Below are 23,572 nucleotides of genomic sequence, written 5' to 3'. Positions count from 1 at the left end.
TATGGAATCGCAGTTATTACTTCCAGCATGTTATCTTCCGCCGATATCTTATTTTCATACCATACAAGAGCATAATCTTCCGCTTGTCATCGAAAAATACGAACATTTTCAAAAACAAAGCTATCGTACACGGGCGCGTATTGCTTCTGCCAATGGGGTACAGGATCTAATCGTGCCGATCCAACATGGCAATAAAGATCGGGTTCCGATGAAAGATATCCGGATCAGTTATGAATTTGACTGGCAACGCCTGCATTGGTTGAGTATTCAGACCGCTTACAGAAGTTCGGCGTATTTTGAATATTATGAAGATGATTTTAGTCGCTTTTATCACGAAAAATTTGATTACCTGTTAGACTTTAATATCGCGCAGCTGGAGCTTATACTTAAGTCAATTAAGCTCAAAAGAATAGTTTCTTTTACCGAGGAATATACGGTCAATGATTCGGCTCTCCCTGATTATCGAGAAATAATACATCCAAAAAAGGAAAGCATTTTAGTTGCCCCCAAAGAATATTATCAGGTTTTCCTGGACAAGAATGGTTTTTACCCGGATTTAAGTATTATAGACCTTTTGTTTAATCAAGGACCGCAATCCAAAAGTTATCTTTAAAATATTTTTGAGAGCTTGAACATTATGCGTTTAATATTGTTCTTATTCAGTATTAAACGCTTTTAAATGAAAAGATTTCTTTTTGCTTTCATTCTTCTTTCCCTGTTGAGCACGAATACCTATGCTCAGGGTGGTGTTGACACGATTCATTACCGGAAAGTTTATTATTGGGGAACAACTGGAATGGGCTTTCCCATAGGGAAGACCAAAGATATACTTTCCCCCAAATTTTCGGGTAGTATCGGTTTGGATATCTCCCTCAAAAACTCCATGTTTTTTGTCTCACCGACATTGTATACTTTGTCATTCAAATACAAGCAACGTCTGCCTGATCCTGATTTTGCTTATCGCATCGAAGATGCAAACACCAACTTTTATACCTTTGCATTTTCTGGTGGTATCCGCAAACAGATGCGCCGATTGAATGTTTATGGTTTTATTGGTCCGGGGATCGGATTGACCAGTGAGCCCCGCGCAAATGTACTGATCGATGAGAAGCTCGTTAAGATGGAAAATAAAAATCATTTTAATCTGTCCAGTAAACTGGGGGCTGGAGCAGACTACAAATTCAATGGTTTTTTTCTTGGATTGGAATTGGGGTATTTGCATAATTTTAGAAAGATACAGGATACGCCGGTCAATATTTTTACCGTAATGATTGGCCTGAAATCGGATATCACGCAAATTGGTGACAGAGTCATTGATGTAATTGGTATCGATGGTTCTATTAGTGGGAAAAAAGAGAAAAAATAGTGCAGTTACTTTAATACCTGAATCGTATCGCCGATATGGGCTTCAGCATCGGCGCCCATTTTCTTGACTTTTTCTGTTTGTTCAATAGCAACGGCAAATGCGGAAGGGACAATACCTGCACCAAATTTGATTGCATAAAACTTCGTAAACTCTGCTCCGAAGTAAAGTATCGCGGCCGAATAATAAATCCACAATAACATGATGATGATCGAACCAGCTGCGCCGTAAAAACTAGCCGTGGAAGAAAGATTGAGGTAAAGTGAGATCCCGTAGCGGCCCAGCATAAAAAGAAGCCCGGTGAAAACCGCCCCGCCGAGCATATCACGAAACTTGACCTTAGCATCCGGCAGAAACGAAAAGATAAATCCAAAAAGTATAACAATGACAGAAAATGTGATGCCTGTATTTACCCAAGATATCAGGGCAATTGGGATGATCGGGAAATAAGTCATAACCAAATTTGTCACCGCGACAATAACTCCATTTATCATCAATGAAGCAATTAACAAAAAGCCCAAAGCAATCACGATGGAAAAGGAAATGAGTCTATTGACAATCAATTTTAACCAACCTTTCTTGGGTTTGGGTTTCACTTTCCAGATGTTGTTTATGGAATCCTGAATATCGACAAATAAAGTCGTGGAGGAAATGACCAACGTGACAATACCAATTGTGATCCCCATATTGGATTTATTTTCAAAAGTAATTTTCTGGAGATAGGACTGAATCTGCGTGGTCACATCCTGCCCAAAAAGTACCATGACTTCTTCGAGCACTTCATCTTGTGCAGATGAACCGCTTTGAAGATGCTCTCCATAAAAGAAACCGATACACCAAATGACGATCATGAGCAACGGACCTATGGAAAAGATCGTGTAATATGCCAGTGATGCACTTTTCTTCATGCACTTGTCATCATTGAATCCATTGAAGGCGTCAATCATGACTTGCCAAATATTTTTCCAGTATCCGAATGTAAATAGATCTTTTAGTGTAACGTGCTTCATAATAAGATTATCCGTTCCAATAATCGTGCAAATTGTTATTCTTGATTCTGTTCCACATACAATTTGTCGATCGCAGCTTCATTCTCTTTTAAAATTACTTTTCGTTTCAAACTCAATTTGGGTGTCAACTGACCTTCATTTATTGACCATTCTTTTGGCAAAAGAATAAATTTCTTGACAACCTCCCAATGACCAAAGTTACTTGATAATTGGTTTATTTCCTCTTGATATTTTTGAATAACTTCTGGATTTTTAATGATTTCTTCATTAGAACCGGTGGATATCCCTTTTTGAGCGGCCCATTTTGAAAGGACATCAAAGGCGGGAACGATCAGTGCGCTTGGGAATTTTCTGTTTTCGCCGATCACCATTACTTGGCCGATCAGCGTGGATTCCATTAATTTATTTTCGATAGACTGGGGAGCAATGTATTTTCCGCCAGCAGTTTTAAACATTTCTTTTTTCCGGTCTGTAATCTTTAGGAAACCGTCCCCGGTAATTTCGCCAATATCTCCGGTTTTGAAAAAGCCATTTTCATCGAAAGCTTCTTTGGTAGCCTCTTCGTTTTGATAATAGCCGGTTGTGATACTGGGGCCTTTCACAAGAATTTCACCATCTGGGGCGATTTTTACTTCAAGATTTTTAAGTGGTTTTCCGACGGTCCCAAATTTCAACCCATTGTGCAGATAAGAATTTACGGCAATAACCGGTGAGGTTTCCGTTAAACCATAGCCTTCAAGGACTTTCAGGTCAGCTGCCCAAAATATACGTGCTAAGCGCTCTTGGAGCGCTGCTCCACCAGATACGATAATCTTAATATTGCCCCCTAATGCTTCCTGCCATTTAGAAAAAATGAGTTTGCGCGCAATACCCAGCTTGAAGTTGTAGAATAGTCCATTTTTGCCCGGTTCCTGAAATTTTAATCCCAGGTCTACGGCCCAAAAGAACAACTTCTTTTTAATTCCGGTAAGCGCCTTACCTTTTTCAATAATCTTGTCATAGACTTTTTCAAGTACGCGCGGTACTGTGGTAAAGACGTCTGGTTTTACATCATTGATATCGGCGACTACATTATCCAAGGTTTCTGAAAAATAAATTTGGATACCTTTTGAGTAGTACATATATACCACCATGCGTTCAAAAATATGACATAGCGGGAGAAAGCTGAGCGCGGTTTTAAAATCCTCCCGAATTAAATAATTACAGGCGGTGACATTGCTATATACGTTTTTATGGGAGAGGTATACCCCCTTCGGGCGTCCTGTGGTTCCAGAAGTATAAATCAAGGTTAATAGATCGTCTTCCGTAACGCTATCGCGATGGGTGGATAGATCGGTTGTGTCATCTGTTGCACTTGTTATTAATTCGGTTAAATGGGTGTGATTTTCTATCTGGTCAAAAGTATATACCTGTGGCTGTATACCATGTTCTTTAATCGCCTGCTCAATACGTTCTGTCAATTCTTTATTGCTTACAAATAGTACTTTGACATCCGAATCGTTGACGATGAATGACAGATCCTGAGGCGACAAAGTGGGGTATAGGGGGACTGTTGCAAGTCCTATCTGATTGCAGGCAAAATCAACCAAATTCCATTCTGGTCTATTTCCGGACATTATTCCCACGCGATCCCCTTTTTTAAGGTCCAATTTTAGTAAGGCCCTGCTCAAGGTATCTATTGCTTCTGTATATTCCTTGGTAGAATACGTTTTCCAGCTGCCACTGGCATCCCGTCCTGCCACCATAATGTCCTTTGCGTATTTTTCTTTATATAAGGTTATAAAGTCAAAAATTCTGCCCATATCACTTGAGTTTATTTGGTTACCACTATTGACTTAAATATAAAAAAAATATCAGAAATAAAGTTGTTGTTATTGGGATTAATGTCATAACAAATTAAACATTGTGTCGTTATAGCTGTAATTGTTACTTTTGATATATATAAAAGAGCATATAACGCGTTCAATTTTTATGAGAAAAATATTTTTGGCTGTCGGTGGAATGCTGATGTTTGGTGCATTGTCCAATAAAGCTGTAGCTCAGTTGGATAATAGAGGCGCTATTGGTGGGCGGTTTGGTTCTGCCCAAGGGATTACTTATCGTCATACACTTAATTCGAATCATGCTTTGGAAGGTATTATGAGTATTCAGAGCAATTCCGATTATCGTCGATTTCGTGTGGTTGGATTATATGAGATTTACAAACCTTTAACAGCTGGTCTGAATTGGTACTATGGTTTTGGAGGAAGTATTGGGTCTTACAAAGAAAAGGATAAAATCATAGATGGTCAGCGCCATTCGTTTGACTCACATCTTAATTTAAGTATAGACGGTATCGTGGGGATTGAATATAATATTCCTCAAGCTCCATTTCAGATTTCCTTGGATGTAAAACCTTATTTCGACTTCTTGAACGAGTCCAGCATCAAGTTGCTTGATCCTATTGGATTTTCGGTAAGATACAAGTTCTGATATAAATAATGCGAGCAGAATACTATATTTCGGCTCGCATTATTTATAGGGAACCTATTGGCTAACAGTTCAATGTACAATAGCCTCCAGAATATTCAGATCAGGCCATCCAGATTTTTCCCAGCAGCTCCTGCAAGAATGTTTGGTCTTTCAGTGGACGGATCTCATAGATCTTTTTGTTGTTCCTTCTGATTTCCACCGGTATTTCCCGTACGATGCCGTCTCGTGCGATAAGAAAATTCAATACGTCCCCTTCTGCGGCATGTTGGGTAATGAAATCGATTTCCTTGTCTTTTATATCTAATCTGACATTATTTATTGCGATCAATTCATCTTTCACGCTCAATCCTGCATCATAAGCGCCAGTTCCTTTTTCAACCGTCGCAATGCTGATCAGTCCATCTATTTTGTTGGTCGTGATACCAAGGGTTAGGGCATCGTTATCTTGGTTGCAATTTACAATTTCATAGCCGACCAAATTGAAATATGCATTGTAATCGAGTTCACCATCTTGATGGGCTGCCTGGAATATATCTTCTAGTGAAGTGCCCGAAATACGTTCTGCAAGACTCTGGAATTCGTTTTCTTCAAATCCACGGTCGAGGTTTAAGAAAAACTCTTTGTAAGCCGCCCGGATGATATCATCTAATTTTATTTTTCCATCTGTGGCTGCGATGATTTTGATGTCCAGCAACGCTGTAAGCATTGCTCCTTTATTATAATAGGAGATGGATGAATTGATTGCATTTTCATCTGGCCTATAATATTTAATCCAAGTGTCAAAGCTCGATGCTGCAGCGGATTGTATTTCATGCCCCGGACGGTTCAGGACAATATTGAAGTCATTTGCCAATAAGGTGAGGTATTCCTTCTCATCGTAGAATCCGCAGCGTTTAATGATTAAATTGTCGTAATATGAAGTAAAGCCTTCCATGATCCATAATCCCGTGGTATAGTTCTCCCCATCATAGTCAAACGGTCCCAGTGCTTTAGGGCGAAGTCGCTTTACATTCCATAAATGAAAATATTCATGGGCAACGAGGCTCAGGTATGTTTTGTAACTATTTTCATTTCGATAGGCATTTCTCGAAGCACCCAATACCGTGGAGTTAAAGTGTTCAAGCCCCCCGCCACCGGATTGATAATTGTGTGTGATGATGACGTAACGTTTATTGGGATTTGATCCCCAGATACGGGTTTCTTCTTCCACAATACGTGTAATGTCTTTTGTAAGGCGTTCTTTATCATAGGATCCACCGCCCACCATGGCACACTCGTGTTCTACTCCCGCAGCTTGAAACTTCCAGATATCCTGATTTCCTACTTCAATCGGGCTATCATATAAAACATCAAAATTAGGCGCATGAAAAGTATGTTGTGTCAGTCGTTCCAGTCCGGTTGATATACTTTTCCAAGTCTCTTTTGGAACGATAACAATTCGCGAAGGGATGTTAATATAACCGTCAATATGTAGAAATGTGGCTGTTGGAACTATAAATGCGTGGTCGCTGTCGAAAAAGTTCGTGCGGACAGAAACTTCAAAGCCATATACGGCATAGCTGATATCCAGCTGATCCAGTGCATCTGTTGCAATGCGCCAGGTATTTTTTGAAATTTTGCGGAAAGGAATGGGATTTCCGTCGGTATCAACAGGTTTAAACCGCTCTACATTTTTTGCATATTCACGAATTAAATAGGAACCTGGCGACCAAACTGGCATTTTGAGATCAACATAAGGTTGATTGAGTTTTTTTATGCTCATTTTTACGTTAATGTAATGAGCCTGTACTTCTGGAAAAGATACCTCAAAGTTTATTATGGGTATATTTAAATGGTCACTATCCATGAAAGATGATTTTAGTATGTGCTTACAAAATTAAAAGTATCTTATGCTTAAATCAAACAAAAAAATGTTTTATTGGTTCTTCAATAGTTCATTAAATCCGTTGGACTTTGGTTGATTTAAAAAGTTTCATTGGATTGTAAAGATGTCACATAAGAAATCCAAGATACGCATTTTCTTTAAGAATCGTCGTTTCAGTTTGGACGTAATTTTCGTATATTTGATACACTAGTTTATCAGGGGAAAATAATCAAGAATTTGTATGATCTTAGTTGTTGATAGTGGCTCGTCAAAGTCAGATTGGAAATTGGAATTGCCCGACAGTGCACCTATTTCGTTCAGTACAAATGGACTCAATCCCTTTTTCGTTAACGAAAAAGAAATTACACGGGTTATTAAAGAGATACCCGAAATAATACCCTATGCGGATGAGGTTACGGAACTTTATTTTTTTGGAGCAGGCTGCATTACCCCGGATCGTCGTGAAATGGTTTCAAATGCGTTGACCCCCTTGTTCGAAAATGCCTATATCGCTGTTGAGAATGATCTTTTTGGATGCGCGCTGGCAACCTGTGGCAATAAAAAAGGATATGTTGCAACGCTTGGTACAGGATCAGACCTGAGCTTTTTTGATGGCGAAGAGTTGATGCCTTCACACAACGGCAACGGTTATGTGTTAGGAGATGAAGGCTCTGGGGCCTATTTTGGGAAAAAGCTTCTGCGTTTATTTCTTTATGGGCGTATGCCGAAAGATCTGAACGAAAAATTTGCGGTCAAATACCGTATAAATAAAGAGATTGTTATAAAAAACGTGTATCAGAAAGAACGGCCAAATGCTTTTTTAGCATCTTTTGCACCTTTTATGTCTGATAATATTACCCATCCATTTATCATAGATCTGGTAAAAGGTGGTTTTGAAGAGTTCGTGCAGGCATCTATTTTAACTTATGCTGATTACAATCAGTATGAATGCCACTTTGTGGGGTCAATTGCTTACAGTTTTGATTTATTATTACGTGAAGTGTGTGAAGCGCATCAGATTAAGGTTGGAACAATCCTCAAGTCCCCTATTAATGAACTGTTCAATGCAGTATTGGAAAGAGAGAGTAACTCATTGTTGAGTCTTTAAATTAAAAAATATGATTATAGCAACTATTATGGTGTATATGTCAATGTTATTTGGCAATCCCGAAATTTATAATTTCACTTTTAAGACCCTGGAAGGGCAGGATGTGAAAATGTCTGATTTCAAAGGCAAGAAGATTTTGATCGTCAATACGGCCTCTAAATGCGGTTTTACGAAACAGTATAAGGACCTGGAAGAATTACATAAGACCTTTGGCGATAAATTGGTGATCATTGGTTTTCCGGCGAATAACTTTGGACAGCAGGAGCCAGGTTCCAACACCGAGATTCAAGAATTTTGTGAGCAGAATTATGGTGTAGATTTTTTAATGGCGGAAAAGGTAGATGTGAAAGGTGAACAGATTTCGCCATTATTTAAATACTTGATTACACAAAATAACCCGGATTTTACCGGCGATATCAAATGGAACTTTGAAAAATTCCTGATTGATGAAAATGGTCAATTGGTGCACCGCTTTCGATCAGCAACCAATCCATTGGATCCGGCAATTGTAAACTGGGTTGAGAATAAAAAATAAATCAATCCAGACACTCAACGATACCATGCCCCCAAAAAGTCGAATACTTTTTGGGGGTATTTTTATGAGTTCTTGTGGAAGCTGCTATTCTTTTAATTTTTTTCTTTACAGCTTGAAGCGTAGAGTAAGACTTTGTCCCTAGACTTCAGTCTATTTTATAAAGTTATCATATAGGGCTTGGATGCAATCTTTAAGCAAAGGATTGAAATTTTCGCTATCTGGTAAGTTGCAGCCATTGGTGATCACTACGAATCCATATTTTTTTGCGGGATTAAAAAATAGTGCACTGTATAAACCATAGGCAGATCCCGTATGTCCTGTTAAAGTAATGCCGGGAATAATGCTGCTTTCGTTCATGACGGCAAGACCATAGCCCGATTGCTTATTGACCGCCGTTTGCATGATCTTTGCATATTTTTTATCCATTATTTTCTTCCCGTTAGCCGTGCCATAGTTCATGTGCATGAGCATGTATTTTGCAAGATCGAGTGCTGATATTTTCATACCACCAGTGGGTGAGAGTGCAGGAGTCGTATAACCCAGTTGATAAGTTGCAAGTTCATCGCGTCTTGGAGCGTAGGCATTTGCTTCTTCAATAAAATTAGCTTTATCATCGAATGAGTATAAAGGGACTAATCTCGAATGATCCAGCGAGTCAACACAATATCCACCATAAAGTTGCAATGGCTTGAGGATGTTTTTGGAGATATAGTGGTCAAAACGCATCTGCGTCAGTTTCTCCAATACGGCTCCCGCCATATTAAAATTTAGATTACAATACTGATATTGGCTGCCCGGGGCATAACTGTTGTATGAATCCTTCCAGTTCGGATTTTTGGATGGATTGATCACATCCAGATTAAAATAGCCGTTTTTATCATTGATGCTGGAAGTGTGGGAAAGTACCATTCGCAGGGTAATTTTTACCTCGGGGTATTTTGGATTTCTAATCGGGAAACCGATTAGATCGCCGAAATCATCATCTAAAGAACAGTGGCCCTGTTTCAAGAGTTGCATAAAAGAGCTGGCGGTAAATGACTTTGATATGGAAGCTATCCGGAAGACGTCATTGTCCTGTAATGGGGTTTTGTTTTTTATATTTTTGTAGCCATAGTTTTTATGAAAGTCAATCTGGTTGTTTTTGACGAGTACGACACTCAATCCTATCGCTTGATAGTGCTGCATGATGGCCTGTAATTTCTGGTCAATTTCTGATGCCTGCTGTCCGAATAATAGTATGGGGAGCAACAGCATTAATTGTAGAAGGGAAATGATGGTCTTTTTCATTGTTTGAATCAGGACAAACCAGTCCGGTTTTTTTATTATGCTTTATTAAATTTAAGGTATTCCTTTTGAATACATTGAATGAACTCTCCGAGTGCGCTGTTCTTACTTTTTATATTGGAAACCAAAATAACTTCTGTTTTGCTATCTATATCATCGAGTTTCATGATCTTTAATTTCAGATGAGGATACTGTTTTATCGTTGATGCAGGAACAACAGCTAATCCTAAACCTTGGGATACCAATTCGAGGATGGAAGACATGGAATTGCTCTGGTGCACAATCTTGGGCTCAAATCCCATGCGATTACAGGTATTGATTGTTAAGCGATGGTATTCAGAGGCATATTTTTGATTAAATGATATGAAATTTTCGTTGAAAAAGTTGATATCCTTGAAGTCTACTGCTGTGGATCCCGCAATGACCATTGGGTCTTCGAACAGCGGTGTGATCAAGAGCTCGCTCGCGTATATAGGCGCACGCATAATTCCGAGATCCAATTTTCCGTTTTCTAGCGCTGCTTTTTGTTTTTGTGTGGATGTCTCAAATAGGCTCACCCTTAGATAGGGGAATTTTTGCTGAATCTGTTTCAATACCGTCGCCAACATCTGCTTGGGAGTGGAGCTGATGTAACCTAATTTAAATTCTCCGGAAATATTGTTATGAATCTGTTTGGTGATTGTTTTGCTATGCTCTAAGTTCTGGAGCAGCTCGCCTACCTCTTCCAAAAAGTATTTGCCGGCCTCGGTCAGTTCCACCCTTTTGTTTGTTCTGAAGAAGAGTATAACACCAAGCTCATCTTCAAGATCTTTGATCTGTCTACTTAGCGGTGGTTGAGACATAAATAAACGCTCGGCGGCTCTTCCGAAGTGAAGCTCCTCAGCTACTGTTTTGAAATAAATAAGATGTCGGATTTCCATTGATACTTTTTTGGTATGAATCGATGACAAAATAAATATTTTTAATGAATTCGAGTTAACCCTACCTTTAAATAATTAAAATTTATATATCCAATCCTATCGGAAAAAGCCTAGAATGCTTTTCAAAACGACCTGGATGCGATGTATTCATTAAAAGACAAAGAGCATGGGTAGCTCGTAAATAATATATTACTATGAATAAAGCAACATTACAGGAAATTGAAACGCGATTTGACAAAGATGTCGAACGGTTTGCTAATTTAGAAACGGGACAGGCGACTACATTGGATGCGGTGTGGAATATGGAACTTATAACGGATGCGATTTCATCACTTTACCCTAATCTCCAGCAGGTGTTGGACATTGGCTGCGGTGCAGGTAACTATGATGTCAAATTATTGCAGAAAGTAAGTTCCAATCCAGATGTTACCTTAGTTGATCTGAGTTTACCGATGTTAGAACGGGCTAAAGAACGTGTAGGAGCAATTACCAGTGGGCGGGTGCATCAGGTCAAAAGCGATTTTCGGCAGGCCGATCTATCCGAGGGAAAATATGATGTAATAATCGCGACGGCGGTATTACACCATTTGCGGGACGATCTGGATTGGGAGACTGCATTCCGGAAGCTTTTTAGATTACTCAAAAGTGGTGGTAGTGTATGGATTTTCGATTTAATTGAACAAAATAGTGCGTCTCTTCAACAGTTGATCTATCGCGAAAAATATGGAGCCTACTTGACGAATTTGCAGAATGAAGCATATCGCGATCATGTCTTTGCCTATATCGAACATGAGGATACACCGAGACCGTTGGTTTATCAGCTTGAGTTATTGGCAAAAGTCGGATTTAAAGATATCGATGTATTGCATAAAAATTTGTGTTTTGCCTCTTTCGTCGCATTCAAATAGGATCCGCCATTATAATCGTTGATGGAATTGAGCAACGTTAGAGATTGCTAAAAAAGAAATGAAGCATGAGTATCTAACGTACTCCCGGGATGTGTAAAAGGCTCTAAATAAGGTGTCAGGGGGGCAGCACAAAAATAAGACAAAAAATAAGGCGATACGGGGAGTATCGCCATAAAATCACACTAACTATTAAAAAACCTATAGGACTAGGAATTTACAAATTCAATAAACCAATGTCTGTTTGATATCGCTTTTCCCTTCACTCATCTCGTCTTGCGAGATATCAAAAAAATAATAAAATGTAATTATTAAGGTCAATACTTTAAAAAAACAAAGTATTTCCATTGGTTTACGTAAAGATATATGTTTATTTTTTAAATACAAATAAAATTGACGAAAATTAAAAATTTATTATTATTTCAACGTTTTCAAAAACTCTGCCCAGGCAACTTGATCCGTTTTAAATGTTAGATCCGCTATCGCAAGTGTATGGACAGGAACCCACCGGAAAGACTGACGCTTATTATCTTCAACTTTCTCATTCGGATCAAAGTCAAATGCCTTGGTGGTTGTTCTGATCTGAATGGCTGAGGTATTTTTGACCTGATAATAAATTGATATAATCTGACTATCATTGAAACTTGATTTTTCGTAAAAATCAGTTGTATAGATATGCTTAACGACGTCAATATCGAATGCACACTCCTCTTGGTATTCTCTGACTAGAGCTTCTAATAGCCCCTCTCCATATTCTAATCCTCCGCCCGGAAATTTGGTAAATGAAACATTTTCCGTCCTCTCGTCACTGATCAGTACTTCTTCTTTCTCGTTGATCAATATTCCGTATACTCTTACGTTAAATGGAAACATTCTCTATTCTCTATTTATATAATCAAATTTTTTCTTTTACAACGGCATAAAGCCATTTTCAATCGCAAACTCATCCAATCCGATATAGGAATAATGTCTTGGCAAGAACCAACCGATTGCTTCCATGATATTCGTGAATTCTTTTTCTGTCCTAAATTGATTGGCAACGATATTAAAGACTAGATCTTGAGAAACGTTTTCTTCGTCTTTATAATTACGTGCAATAAGCATAATTTTGGCGTTCTTTACGCCATAATAATCCAAAAACTCACGAAGTTGTGTACGGACTTGATGCGGTAGGATCGTTTCCGACGGTTGACCGACTAATATTTCTTCATCTTTACCAATGGTGGTCTGTTCATTTTTTTGTGAAAAAATGCTCTGGTTCGTGTAAAACTCTTCGTTCAAGAAATAATTAACCAAGTCTCCATAAGTAAAGATCCAATCCGGGTTTTCATTTTGAGTATTGATAGCAATACCAAAACCTTTCGGCAATACAAAATCCTTCAACCGATTTTTGATAACAAAAGCCTGGAAATTTTGGTCCTTAGGCACACTTTCCAGCTGAAAATAAGGAAATCCGTCCGGGCCGATCACAACCTCAGTTTCAGCAAGCTTTAGGGTACATTCTGCTATGTTGTTTAAGAAGGTGTCGCGCCATAATTCATCCCGCTCGCCAAAAGGAACCTCCATCAGGTTATTCATGATGATGGTTTTTTCCAGATCTCCTAGGCGATTGTCGTTCGCATTATTACTATCGTCAAATAAATGTATTGTACTCATCTTGGACTGTGATTTTGTTAATTGCAGGTAAAAGTAAAAGAATAATTATAAACTAACGACGTTTTTTCGATTTTGATTGGCCTTTTCGGGTATTGTTTTGACTGCTGGACAGCATTTTTTCCCAACTCAATAAAAATGGATGTTGATCGTCAATCTGTATCTGTTTATTTAGTGACAATTGTAGTTTGATCCATTTCTGATTATCTTCGGCGTCACAAAGTGTAATAGCTATGCCGTCAGCCTGAGAACGGCCCGTTCTTCCGATGCGATGTGTATATGTTTCTGGGGAGTCTGGCACTTCATAATTAATCATAGCCTCAAGATTTGGGAAATCTATGCCTCTTGCCAATAAATCCGTTGCGATTAATACTCTATTTTCTTTGTTTCTAAATTTATTGACGATATCCTCCCGTTGTTGTTGTGACTTATCACCATATAGGGCGAGAGCCGAAATACCATTTCGCTGAAGGTCTACTTCAATCCGTTCGGCAGCATGAATAGTACGTGTGAAAATAAGCACTTGCGATTTTAACCTGTTTTCAAGCAAGTATCGGATGAGATTTTTTTTATCATTTTTATCAACATACAACACATATTCGCTTATTTTTCCTTTTTTAAGTTGATTGTCTACGACGATTTCGATTGGATTATTGAGCCTTTTCTGAATTATTTTATCCATTTCTGCCGTGCGTGTTGCCGATACGAAAATAGACTGTCTTTCCGTAGGAAGTACCTGCATAATTTTATTGATTTCTAGTGCAAAACCCAAATCAAGCAGTTGGTCAAATTCATCAATGACTAGGGTGTGTATCGATTTCAGGTCAATAATCTGTTGCTCCAGAAAGTCAAGTAGTCTACCTGGAGTAGCCACGATCAGCTGAGCTTTTGGATAGGTTGCGAGTTGGCTTTCGTAAGTTCCGCCGCCATAAAAGCAGGCCATATTGAGGCCTGTACCCTCGATCAGCTTAGCGATTCTATCTTTCGTTTGGATGCAGAGTTCACGTGTTGGAAGCAGAATAAGCACGGAGGCATGTTCCTTTTGATCTTTTTCTAATAAATGTTGTACGAGCGGGATGGCGAAAGCTTCGGTTTTTCCGGTTCCCGTAGGGGCAATCGCCAGACAATCTTTGCCATCCAATAGGGCAGCGATAACCTGTTCCTGTACGGCTGTTAGTACCGAAAGCTTCTGTTTTTCAAGGTTGGAAAAAAGGAACTTATTGAGTTGTAGTGTTGAAAAATTCACAGTAAAAAAATAAAATTAATCCCTATCTATAATAATTAAAAATTTGCAAAAATTAGGAATTTTTCTCAAAAAGTACTAATTTGAGAAATTAGAATATTCTATTTCAAAATCGAACTATTGATTGTCAATTTATTTGACAAACACCAATTATATAGAATAATATTTTTGTTAAATTTGTTGAAACAAAAAAGAATATGCTTGATACTGCATTTGACCAAAACAATGAATCTATTTCCGCTTTGAGCTTTGATGAGTTCAAAAAGATTATTGTGAATGATTATCGAACTGCCTTGGAGAGTCGTTACGTGAGTTTATTGGGGCGTAAAGAGGTGCTTACCGGTAAGGCGAAGTTCGGTATTTTTGGCGATGGAAAAGAATTGGCACAAATTGCGATGGCTAAGGTCTTCAGAAATGGCGATTGGCGGTCGGGATATTACCGTGACCAAACATTTATATTTGCTTCGGGCATCAGTGATGTCTATCGTTTTTTTTCTCAATTATATGCGCATCCGGATGTTGAGGCAGATCCTTCTTCTGCCGGCCGGCAAATGAACTGTCATTTTTCTACACGGGTATTGGACGATGAAGGTAATTGGCTCGATCAGATGGTGCAGAAGAATTCTTTTTCGGATATCTCTACCACAGGTGGGCAGATGGCACGGGTACTGGGACTCGGATTGGCCTCTAAATTATATAAACAAAATAGAAATTTGGATTATTTGTCCTATTTCTCGAATAAAGGAAACGAAGTTACCTTTTGTACCATAGGGAACGCTGCAACTTCAGAAGGGGTGTTTTTTGAAGTTATCAATGCCGCCGGGGTGCATCAGATACCTACAGTTATTTCTATTTGGGATGATGGTTACGGAATTTCAGTATCAAATGAAATACAGACTACGAAAGGTGATATTTCTGAAATACTGAAGGGTTTCCAAAAAGAGGAGCTGACCAATGGAATCGAAATTTTCAAGGTCAGGGGCTGGGACTATGCAGGCTTATGCGAAACGTATGAACGGGCGGCCAGCATTGCAAGAGAAAAACATATCCCCTGTTTGATCCATGTAACCGAATTGACACAGCCTCAAGGGCATTCCTCTTCGGGATCTCACGAACGTTATAAATCTCAGGAACGCCTACAATGGGAAACGGACTTCGACTGTATCGCCAAAATGAAGGAGTGGATTCAAAGTTCGGGTATTGCTACGGATGAAGAGTTGGATCAATTGGATCGTGATGCCAAAGATTTTGTTCGTCGGGAACAAAAAAGGGCTTGGACTGATTATATCAGAACTTTGACGCTTGAAGCAAAAGAAGCCATCGAGTTATTGTCACGAATTCCAAATGAAAAAGCCGACTTTGCCGCAAAAAAACTGCAATCAATGGTAGAACCTTCTTTGAAAGAGGTCTATGGACAGGTTCGTAAGGTACTCCATGAGCTTAAAGGAAGCCAGACCGGAGGTCGTCGGGAATTGTTGGATTGGTATAAAGTTAAACAGGAAAATAACGAAAAACGGTACAATTCCAAACTATTTACTGATGGTATCGATTCTCCGTTCAATGTACCTGTGGTCGCTGCAAATTATACAGAAGATGCTAAAATCGTGGATGGTCGGGAAGTCTTGAATCTTTGTTTTGAACAAAATTTTCAACGCGATGAGCGTTTACTGGCATTCGGAGAAGATGTTGGAAAGATCGGGGATGTCAACCAAGGATTTGCGGGCCTACAGGAAAAGCTCGGCGCGCATCGCGTGTTTGATACCGGAATCCGTGAAAATTCAATTATCGGTAAGGGAATCGGGTTGGCGATTCGCGGGTTAAAACCAATTGCTGAAATTCAATACTTAGATTATTTGATCTATGGAATCACTGTTGCCAGTGATGATCTGGCAAGCTTAAGTTATCGTACTTTCGGAGGTCAAAAAGCACCGGTCATTATCCGTACCCGCGGACACCGTCTGGAAGGTATATGGCATTCCGGATCACCGATGTCTGTAATATTGGGCTCTTTAAGAGGCTTGCACGTTTGTGTGCCACGTAATATGACGCAAGCTGCTGGAATGTATAATACACTTTTCCGCTCTGATGAACCGGCTATTGTCGTTGAATGTCTGAACGGTTATCGCCTCAAAGAACGTTTGCCGGAGAATGTTGGTGAATTTACGGTGCCGATCGGTTACGCAGAACGTATTAAAGAAGGACAGGATATCACGGTTGTCTCCTATGGCTCAACTTTGCGCGTTGTAGAAGAGGCTTCGGTAGAATTGGAACGTCTGGGAATATTTATCGAAATTATTGATGCTCAGACCTTGTTACCTTTTGACAAAGGGCATTTATGTGCGGAGTCTCTGAAAAAAACAAATAAGTTGTTGGTTGTGGATGAGGATGTACCCGGGGGTGCTGCCGCATTTATATTACAGGAAATACTTGAAAATCAAAATGGCTATTATTTACTTGATAGCCAGCCTCGGACATTGACAGCAAAAGCGCACCGACCCCCTTATGGTTCGGATGGTGACTATTTTTCGAAGCCATCTTCGGATGATGTTGTAGAAACTGTGTATGCAATCATGCATGAGGCCAATCCAGAAAAATATCCATCTATGTTTGAATAGATGGATATCTTTTTGGATCTGTTATTTTAACGATGCTATTCAAGGAGCTTCTTGTGGGACGCTCCTTGAATAGCATTCTTTTTTAGGGGAAACGCTATTTTGTGTTTTAAGTCCTGAACTAACTGAAAATACTTGCTGCGCCGATCATGGCTGCCTTCTCACCCAATATCGCTGTATGGATGGTGAATCTATTGAATTCTTCCCGATCTGCAATAAAGATAGGAAGTGCTTTCGCAATATTACCACCAATAATAAAGAGGTTAGTCTGATATTTTTCTTCAAAAAACTGCATAAAATCAAATAAATGTGTTGCGTATTCATCTTTGATTGTAGCGAATGCAGCCGTTTCTCTATGATTGTCCAAGATTTCCTTTAAACCAGTGACATCTTTCCCAGTGATTTCTTTGAATCGTTTGACAAACCATCTTGTCACAAGATATTCTTCAAAGATACTTTCTTGATAAGGTGTATTCCAAAGGTCTGCATCGAAGGCCTTCTCGCCTTTATTCCATACTGCAGATCCTAAGCCTGTGCCCAATGTAATCCCGAGTATTCTCGGATTGGTCTGAAGGTTCTGTACAAATATTTCCCCCTGTAAGAAAGCCGCGGCATCATTGATAAAGTGAATGGCGGTAGGAGGTAAACCCAACTCAGCGGATAAAAGGCTTTTAATGTCTTGATCGTACAAGTTGTCGTACTTGCTTTGTCCTAACATTTTAGAGATACCATTTTCATAGTCAAAAGGCCCCGGCATTGCTATGCCAATGAATTGAATAGCAGTGGGTGAGGTGGTAATACTTTCCTGTATTGTGGAAGCCCAAGTGTGTAAAATCGTTTTAGCATCTCCTTGAGAAAAAACGTGGTTTCTGACCACGTTCTCTAAATGTATATTCCATTGTTTGGTGTCAATGATACAGGCGGAAATATGAGTGCCTCCAATGTCAACACCTACGACATAATTATCTTGCAGCATGTTTGTAACTTTGATGTTTAAGTAGATGATCCGCAATCACAAGTGCTGCCATGGCTTCCACAATAATTACCGCTCTCGAAACAACACAAGGATCATGTCTTCCCTTGCCACTTGCGATGGCCGGATTGCCATGGATGTCGACTGTTTCTTGATCTCTCATGATGGTGGCAACAGGCTTAAATGCTACTTTAAAAGTAATATCCATGCCGTTTGATATACCACCTTGTATTCCCCCGGAGAAATTGGTATGTGTATGCACTTGATTTAAATCATGGTCATCTGCTACAAATATATCATTATGTTCGGAACCTCGCAACTCCGAACCTGCAAAACCTGATCCATATTCAAATCCGTGTACGGCATTGATGCTCATCATCGCTTTTGCAAGGTCAGCATGGAGTTTGTCAAATACGGGTTCTCCAAGTCCAATAGGAACATGTCTTATCACTGTCGAAATGCGTCCACCTACTGTATCACCTGCTTTTCTTACTGAATCTATAAATTCGACCATTTCATTGGCGGTGGCCGGATCAGCACAGCGTGCGATATTGGATTCGCGCAGCTCAAGCAGGGCTTTAAGATCTTTGGTGTCCAAATTGGGCGCTTCGATCCTACCTACACCCGAAACATGCGCGAAGATTTCGATGCCAAATTGTTGTAAAAAGCTCTTTGCAACAGCACCTGCAGCAACGCGGGCGGCTGTTTCACGGGCTGAAGAGCGGCCACCGCCACGGTAATCACGGATACCATATTTCATTTGGTAGGTGAAGTCCGCATGGGAAGGTCTAAAGATATCTTTAATGTGGGTATAGTCCTTAGAACGCTGATCTTCATTTGGTATAACAATGGCAATCGGTGTTCCGGTCGACTTGCCTTCGAATACGCCCGATAATATCTGAGCGGTATCACTTTCTTTTCGTTGTGTCGTAATCCTGGACTGTCCCGGTTTCCGTTTATCTAGTTCAGACTGTATAAACTCTTCGTCTATCGTTATATTTGAGGGGCAACCATCAATAATTACACCGATCGCTTTACCGTGTGATTCGCCAAAAGTGCTGATTCTGAATAAATCGCCAAATGAGTTTCCTGCCATAAGAATTAAATTTCAATAAACTTAGATAAATTTGCCTTTAAATGCAATGAAAACACTACTGTAAAACCTAACTTTATCAATTTTGATGATTTTAAATCACGTCTGAGTCTGTTTACCGGATAGTGTCCTTCCGTTGCCATTAAAGCTATTAATAGCGTGTATATAGGTTATAAAACCTGGAAGTATATAACTGTATTCTCCCAGGTTTTTAAATATTAGTCAATGATAAAAGATTGGGCCTGTAGATGTTTCCAGAAATCAGGATACGATTTTTCTACAACCATTGGCTCGGCAATCTTGATCTGGTCAAAAACCAATGCAAGGGGGGCAAACGCCATTGCCATACGGTGGTCCTCATAGGTGTCAAATGTCACCTCTTTTGGTTGGAATACCTGTGCTGTTTTAAGATGATAGGTTTCGTTATCTGCTATCAATTCAGCGCCAAATTTTGCTATCTCAGTCTGTAAAGCGGTAATTCGGTCCGTTTCTTTGATCTTTAATGTTTCAAGACCTGCAAATGAAACGTCACGACCTAAAGCTGCAGCGACAACGACGACAGTCTGCGCTAGATCTGGGCATTCTTTGAAATCAAATAACGTTTTTTCCGAATCTATTGCTGTTTTATGAAGATGTAAGCCATCGGCTTCAAAACTGGATTGCACGCCAAAATGGGTCATGATATCAACAATTGCAATATCTCCCTGTAAACTGTCTTTTTTAAGTCCCGGTAACACAATAGATGCACCGTCTTCAGCCAACGCTACAATAGCGTACCAGTAAGAGGCTGCGCTCCAATCTGGCTCCACATAAATCGTGCTTTTTGAAAAAGCCTGTGGGGCAATATGTATTTCATTCGCTGTCCACTGATGCTGTATACCGACACTTTTCAGCATATCGAGGGTCATGGATACATAGGGTCTGGAAGTCAGTTCGCCCTCGATTTCCAATGTAAGCCCTTTTTTCAATGCGGGAGCAATTAAAAGCAGCGCCGAGATGTATTGACTACTGATGTTTCCTTTTATCCGTACGCGGTCCTTTCCTTGAAATAAACCTCCTTCTATTTTTAGGGGCGGATAGCCCGCTTTTTTTTCATAATGAATGTCAGCGCCGATTTCCTTCATGGCGTCAACCAATATGCCGATTGGCCTTTGTTGCATGCGTTCGGTCCCGGTAAGGATAAAGTTTCCTGGAACGAGGTTCAGGTAAGCCGTTAAAAAGCGCATTGCTGTACCTGCAGGGCCGATGTCAATCGTGTTGTAGCCGGGTTGGGGATCTGATGCGATCTGCAATACACGGTTTAACGTAACCGTATCGGCAGCCTCGGAAAGATTCGCTATATCAACCTTTCCCTTGCTCAACGAGTGAATAATAAGAGCACGGTTGCTCTCGGATTTTGATCCTGTCAGTTGAACCGTGCCTTTTATTTTTTTTGATGGGTGCGTCAGCTTGATGACTTGTTGATTCATTATGCTTCGGCTGTTGGTTGTTCCTGTGAATTCATTACCGCGTTTTGTTTACGGATAGATTCATTGTGAATTAATTCTAGGAATTTTGTTGCAAATTCACTGCCCAAAGATAGTGCTTCAGCAAGTTTTGTGCGTTTTTGAACAATCTCATCCCAACGGTTTACCTGTAAAATTGTCACATTGTTATCGCGTTTGTATTCACCGATTTTCTCCGCAATTTTCATACGCTCGCCGATTTTCTGAATAATTAAATCATCCAATTTATCAATGTTGCTACGCAATTCGGCTAATTTGTCCTCAAATGATGGGTTGTCAGAATCAGCTTTACGTAATGTCAAATGATTGATCAACTCTGCTAAGGCTGCCGGCGTAACTTGTTGTTTGGCATCTGTCCATGCAACAGAAGGATCAATATGTGATTCGATGATCAAACCTTGCATATCCATATCCATTGCTTTTTGTGCGATGTACGGTAACAATTCGCGGTTACCACAGATGTGGCTAGGATCATTGATGATCGGCAAATTAGGGCAAGCAGTTTTTAATTGGATTGCTAAATCCCACATCGGCTCGTTGCGGAATGCTGTTTTCTCGTAAGATGAGAATCCGCGGTGGATAGCACCTAATTTTTTGATGCCAGCACGGTTGATACGCTCCAAAGCACCGATCCACAACGATAAATCTGGATTAACAGGGTTTTTTACGAAAACTGGTACATCTACTCCCTGTAGTGCATCAGCAATTTCTTGTACTGTGAACGGATTTGCAGTTGAACGTGCGCCTACCCAAAGTACATCAACACCAGCTGCCAAAGCTTCTTCGACGTGTTTTGCTGTCGCAACCTCTGTAGCTGTCAATAAACCGGTTTCTTCTTTCGCTCTCTTCAACCACTCCAAACCAATGGAACCGATACCTTCAAATTCACCTGGACGAGTGCGGGGCTTCCAGATTCCAGCACGTAAGATATTTACTTTTCCAGTATTTGCCAATAAATGTGCTGTAGATACCAATTGTTCTTCTGTCTCTGCACTACAAGGACCTGCGATAATTAAAGGTTTGTCTCCAGTATCCAACCATGATTTCAAAGGAGCGATTTCTAATGTATTTTTCATCGGAATAAATTTTTTAAAGGTATCTGAGTCTGTTAAGCTCTTCTGCTTGTTTTGTAAGCTTTTATCGCTCCAACAGATTCAGGTAAGTTGATTTTTTTATAAGTATTAAATTGTTGATTATAATTTTTCGTTTTTGATGTATTCGCCCATAATATTGAAATTGATACTATGTTTGAGTACTTTTCGGATCGCAGCTTCATAGTCTGATTGTTTTTTCCATTCAACATCAACAAAAAAGTCATATTCGTTGCGTTTTCCGATAACAGGCATGGACTGAATCTTGCTCAGGTTGATATTTTGCTCAGCGAAACACTGTAAAATTGTCGCCAAGGAGCCTACGGTATTTCCAGTTTGAAAAGATAAAGATGCTTTATTGGCATTTTTGTGTTCAACCACCTCATTCGATAGAACCAAAAAACGTGTTGCATTCTTTTTATTGGTTTCGATTCTTTTCTCCAGAATCTCAAGACCATAGATCTCAGCAGCCAAAGTACCCGCAATTGCAGCTGTATCAGTTAATTTTCGTTCAGCGATCATCTTTGCTGTGGCCGCCGTGTCTGATCCTTCGGTAATACGTACACCCTCCAGTTCCGAAAGGAATTCTTCGCATTGACGGATGGCGATCGGATGTGATTCGATGTGTTTTATATCTTTCAATTTAACACCCGGCAATACCATCAGATTCTGCTGAATGTTGAGATAGACTTCACCTGTGATATGAAATTTATAGTCTCGAAGCAGATTGTAGTTTGGTAGCAGGCTACCCGCAATCGAATTTTCAATCGCCATAACAATGTAATCTACTTTTCTTTGCTTAAGCAATTCACAGGTTTTTTTGAACGAATCACATTCAACAATCTCGACTTCGCGTCCAAAATATTTAAATGCTGCTTCCTCGTGAAATGAAGCTTTTGCTCCTTGTATCGCAATTTTTAAACTCATTTTTTTTTGTTGCTATTTTGCCCTTAAACAAGAAAGAGTCCCGATGATCTAAACCGGGACTCTTTCTTGTTATATTTTAATGTATACACAATCTAATCCCGGCTCTTATTTTTAAAATAAAAGAAGTTAAAATAGAAATATGTATATGATCTGTTCATCCTTGTGTTGTTTGACATTTCAAATGTACGAATGTTTTTGAAATATCAAAGAAAAAATAATTTTTTTAATAAAAAATGCATCATTTATAGCTGTTTTTTACTTGTTTTTTGAAGGTAAAAATGGCTATATTTTTATGTGTTTTTTTAGAGTTGTTAAATTGTAAAATTCTTATTTTCATATTGTTGGTATTTTAAAAGCTGTTTTATTGTTGTTTTTTTTATATGATTTTTTAACACAAAAAACGTATATAAAATGAGTTGTTTTTATGTGTATTTTTTATTTAAAAACAGTGATTTTTTTGTTTAAATATGACATATTTTATCCGTTGTCTGCTGAAAAAGTATTTTATTACCTTTGTTCAAATGTAATTTTTATGCTAGCGCGATTTAATTTTTTGGTAAGTGCCACGATCATCTGTTTCTTGTTTTTAGGTTTTTCTTATAAAGGGGAGGAGCGGTATGTGAAGGTGCGACGGGTAATTGATGGTGATACCTTTGTGATTGAAAATGGTAGTAAAAAAGGTGAGCGGGTCCGGTTGATCGGGATTGATGCACCCGAAACAAGGAGATCGGCGCGAAAGGAAGTTGGTTACTATGGCGTGGAGGCAAAAGAATATCTAAAAACTATGTTGACCGGAAAGAATGTGAAACTGGTGTTTGATGTCGGTAAAAAGGATCGTTATGGAAGACTTCTAGCTTATGTGTATCTTAGGGAGAAATTTGTTAACGCGGAGTTGGTAGAGCAAGGCTATGCTGTGACCTACACCCTGACGCCGAATGTTCAGTATGCCGATTTTTTTGTAAAATTAGAACGGGAGGCCCGTCAGGCTAAGCGCGGGCTTTGGAAATAATTTAG

At 39.4% G+C, this 23,572-nt stretch carries 21 protein-coding genes; 8 read left to right on the top strand and 13 right to left on the bottom strand.

The window, feature by feature from the left end:
* The first annotated feature begins 1 nt into the window (after position 1).
* Entirely contained in the window at positions 2–613 is a 612-nt protein-coding gene (locus HMAT_RS26360; protein ID WP_104385823.1) for a WbqC family protein, read from the top strand.
* A gap of 66 nt (positions 614–679) precedes the next feature.
* Positions 680–1,366 (top strand): outer membrane beta-barrel protein, encoded by a 687-nt coding sequence (locus HMAT_RS26355; RefSeq protein ID WP_104385822.1) that lies wholly within the window; start codon positions 680–682, stop codon positions 1,364–1,366.
* A gap of 5 nt (positions 1,367–1,371) precedes the next feature.
* On the opposite strand, the gene HMAT_RS26350 is transcribed toward HMAT_RS26355, so the two are convergent.
* Both HMAT_RS26350 and HMAT_RS26345 read right to left on the bottom strand, forming a co-directional pair.
* Entirely contained in the window at positions 1,372–2,373 is a 1,002-nt protein-coding gene (locus HMAT_RS26350) for a YihY/virulence factor BrkB family protein (protein ID WP_104385821.1), read from the bottom strand.
* A 35-nt stretch (positions 2,374–2,408) separates the two neighbouring features.
* Positions 2,409–4,175 carry a long-chain fatty acid--CoA ligase gene (locus HMAT_RS26345; RefSeq protein WP_104385820.1) on the bottom strand — a complete coding sequence of 589 codons (1,767 nt, stop codon included), beginning with the start codon at positions 4,173–4,175 and terminating at the stop codon, positions 2,409–2,411.
* A gap of 169 nt (positions 4,176–4,344) precedes the next feature.
* Between HMAT_RS26345 and HMAT_RS26340 the strand changes: the two genes are divergently transcribed.
* Positions 4,345–4,845, top strand: a complete 501-nt coding sequence (locus HMAT_RS26340; protein ID WP_104385819.1) for a hypothetical protein — start codon at positions 4,345–4,347, stop codon at positions 4,843–4,845.
* A gap of 100 nt (positions 4,846–4,945) precedes the next feature.
* Here HMAT_RS26340 and HMAT_RS26335 read toward each other — a convergent pair whose 3' ends face one another.
* Positions 4,946–6,691 (bottom strand): M61 family metallopeptidase, encoded by a 1,746-nt coding sequence (locus HMAT_RS26335; RefSeq protein ID WP_104385818.1) that lies wholly within the window; start codon positions 6,689–6,691, stop codon positions 4,946–4,948.
* A gap of 259 nt (positions 6,692–6,950) precedes the next feature.
* Here HMAT_RS26335 and HMAT_RS26330 point away from each other — a divergent pair, with 259 nt between their 5' ends.
* Both HMAT_RS26330 and HMAT_RS26325 read left to right on the top strand, forming a co-directional pair.
* Positions 6,951–7,817 (top strand): N-acetylglucosamine kinase, encoded by an 867-nt coding sequence (locus HMAT_RS26330; protein ID WP_104385817.1) that lies wholly within the window; start codon positions 6,951–6,953, stop codon positions 7,815–7,817.
* A 10-nt stretch (positions 7,818–7,827) separates the two neighbouring features.
* Complete coding sequence (locus HMAT_RS26325) at positions 7,828–8,352, top strand: glutathione peroxidase (protein WP_104385816.1); 525 nt, start codon at positions 7,828–7,830, stop codon at positions 8,350–8,352.
* A gap of 150 nt (positions 8,353–8,502) precedes the next feature.
* On the opposite strand, the gene HMAT_RS26320 is transcribed toward HMAT_RS26325, so the two are convergent.
* Together HMAT_RS26320 and HMAT_RS26315 are read right to left on the bottom strand one after the other, a co-directional pair.
* Positions 8,503–9,639, bottom strand: a complete 1,137-nt coding sequence (locus HMAT_RS26320; RefSeq protein WP_104385815.1) for a serine hydrolase — start codon at positions 9,637–9,639, stop codon at positions 8,503–8,505.
* A 35-nt stretch (positions 9,640–9,674) separates the two neighbouring features.
* The gene (locus HMAT_RS26315) at positions 9,675–10,556 is read right to left on the bottom strand and encodes a LysR family transcriptional regulator (protein ID WP_104385814.1); all 882 of its coding nucleotides are present in this window, start codon (positions 10,554–10,556) and stop codon (positions 9,675–9,677) included.
* A 194-nt stretch (positions 10,557–10,750) separates the two neighbouring features.
* Here HMAT_RS26315 and HMAT_RS26310 point away from each other — a divergent pair, with 194 nt between their 5' ends.
* Positions 10,751–11,464, top strand: a complete 714-nt coding sequence (locus tag HMAT_RS26310) for a class I SAM-dependent methyltransferase (protein ID WP_104385813.1) — start codon at positions 10,751–10,753, stop codon at positions 11,462–11,464.
* 414 nt (positions 11,465–11,878) lie between these two features.
* Here HMAT_RS26310 and HMAT_RS26305 read toward each other — a convergent pair whose 3' ends face one another.
* The 3 genes from HMAT_RS26305 to HMAT_RS26295 are packed head-to-tail and all read right to left on the bottom strand — an operon-like array spanning position 11,879 to position 14,360.
* Complete coding sequence (locus HMAT_RS26305; RefSeq protein WP_104385812.1) at positions 11,879–12,334, bottom strand: NUDIX domain-containing protein; 456 nt, start codon at positions 12,332–12,334, stop codon at positions 11,879–11,881.
* A gap of 36 nt (positions 12,335–12,370) precedes the next feature.
* A complete protein-coding gene (locus tag HMAT_RS26300; RefSeq protein ID WP_104385811.1) occupies positions 12,371–13,117 on the bottom strand; it encodes a hypothetical protein in 747 nt (248 codons plus the stop codon).
* A gap of 52 nt (positions 13,118–13,169) precedes the next feature.
* Complete coding sequence (locus HMAT_RS26295; protein ID WP_104385810.1) at positions 13,170–14,360, bottom strand: DEAD/DEAH box helicase; 1,191 nt, start codon at positions 14,358–14,360, stop codon at positions 13,170–13,172.
* A 194-nt stretch (positions 14,361–14,554) separates the two neighbouring features.
* Here HMAT_RS26295 and HMAT_RS26290 point away from each other — a divergent pair, with 194 nt between their 5' ends.
* Positions 14,555–16,972 carry a thiamine pyrophosphate-dependent enzyme gene (locus HMAT_RS26290; RefSeq protein ID WP_104385809.1) on the top strand — a complete coding sequence of 806 codons (2,418 nt, stop codon included), beginning with the start codon at positions 14,555–14,557 and terminating at the stop codon, positions 16,970–16,972.
* Between the two features lie 118 nt (positions 16,973–17,090).
* On the opposite strand, the gene HMAT_RS26285 is transcribed toward HMAT_RS26290, so the two are convergent.
* The 5 genes from HMAT_RS26285 to HMAT_RS26265 form a co-directional block, all read right to left on the bottom strand.
* Complete coding sequence (locus HMAT_RS26285) at positions 17,091–17,945, bottom strand: ROK family protein (RefSeq protein WP_104385808.1); 855 nt, start codon at positions 17,943–17,945, stop codon at positions 17,091–17,093.
* On the bottom strand, positions 17,932–19,038 hold the full coding sequence (gene aroC / locus HMAT_RS26280; RefSeq protein ID WP_104385807.1) for a chorismate synthase: 1,107 nt from the start codon (positions 19,036–19,038) through the stop codon (positions 17,932–17,934). Before aroC ends, HMAT_RS26285 begins: the two co-directional genes overlap by 14 nt.
* A 215-nt stretch (positions 19,039–19,253) precedes the next feature.
* On the bottom strand, positions 19,254–20,504 hold the full coding sequence (gene aroA, locus HMAT_RS26275; RefSeq protein ID WP_104385806.1) for a 3-phosphoshikimate 1-carboxyvinyltransferase: 1,251 nt from the start codon (positions 20,502–20,504) through the stop codon (positions 19,254–19,256).
* Positions 20,504–21,616 carry a chorismate mutase gene (locus HMAT_RS26270; protein ID WP_104385805.1) on the bottom strand — a complete coding sequence of 371 codons (1,113 nt, stop codon included), beginning with the start codon at positions 21,614–21,616 and terminating at the stop codon, positions 20,504–20,506. Before HMAT_RS26270 ends, aroA begins: the two co-directional genes overlap by 1 nt.
* A gap of 117 nt (positions 21,617–21,733) precedes the next feature.
* Entirely contained in the window at positions 21,734–22,558 is an 825-nt protein-coding gene (locus HMAT_RS26265; RefSeq protein WP_077437425.1) for a prephenate dehydratase, read from the bottom strand.
* A 532-nt stretch (positions 22,559–23,090) separates the two neighbouring features.
* Between HMAT_RS26265 and HMAT_RS26260 the strand changes: the two genes are divergently transcribed.
* Complete coding sequence (locus HMAT_RS26260) at positions 23,091–23,567, top strand: thermonuclease family protein (protein WP_104385903.1); 477 nt, start codon at positions 23,091–23,093, stop codon at positions 23,565–23,567.
* Positions 23,568–23,572: the final 5 nt, after the last annotated feature.

It is taken from the genome of Sphingobacterium sp. HMA12 (assembly GCF_002933815.1).
Classification (GTDB): Bacteria; Bacteroidota; Bacteroidia; order Sphingobacteriales; family Sphingobacteriaceae; genus Sphingobacterium.
This window is presented reverse-complemented; position numbering and strand designations above follow the sequence as displayed.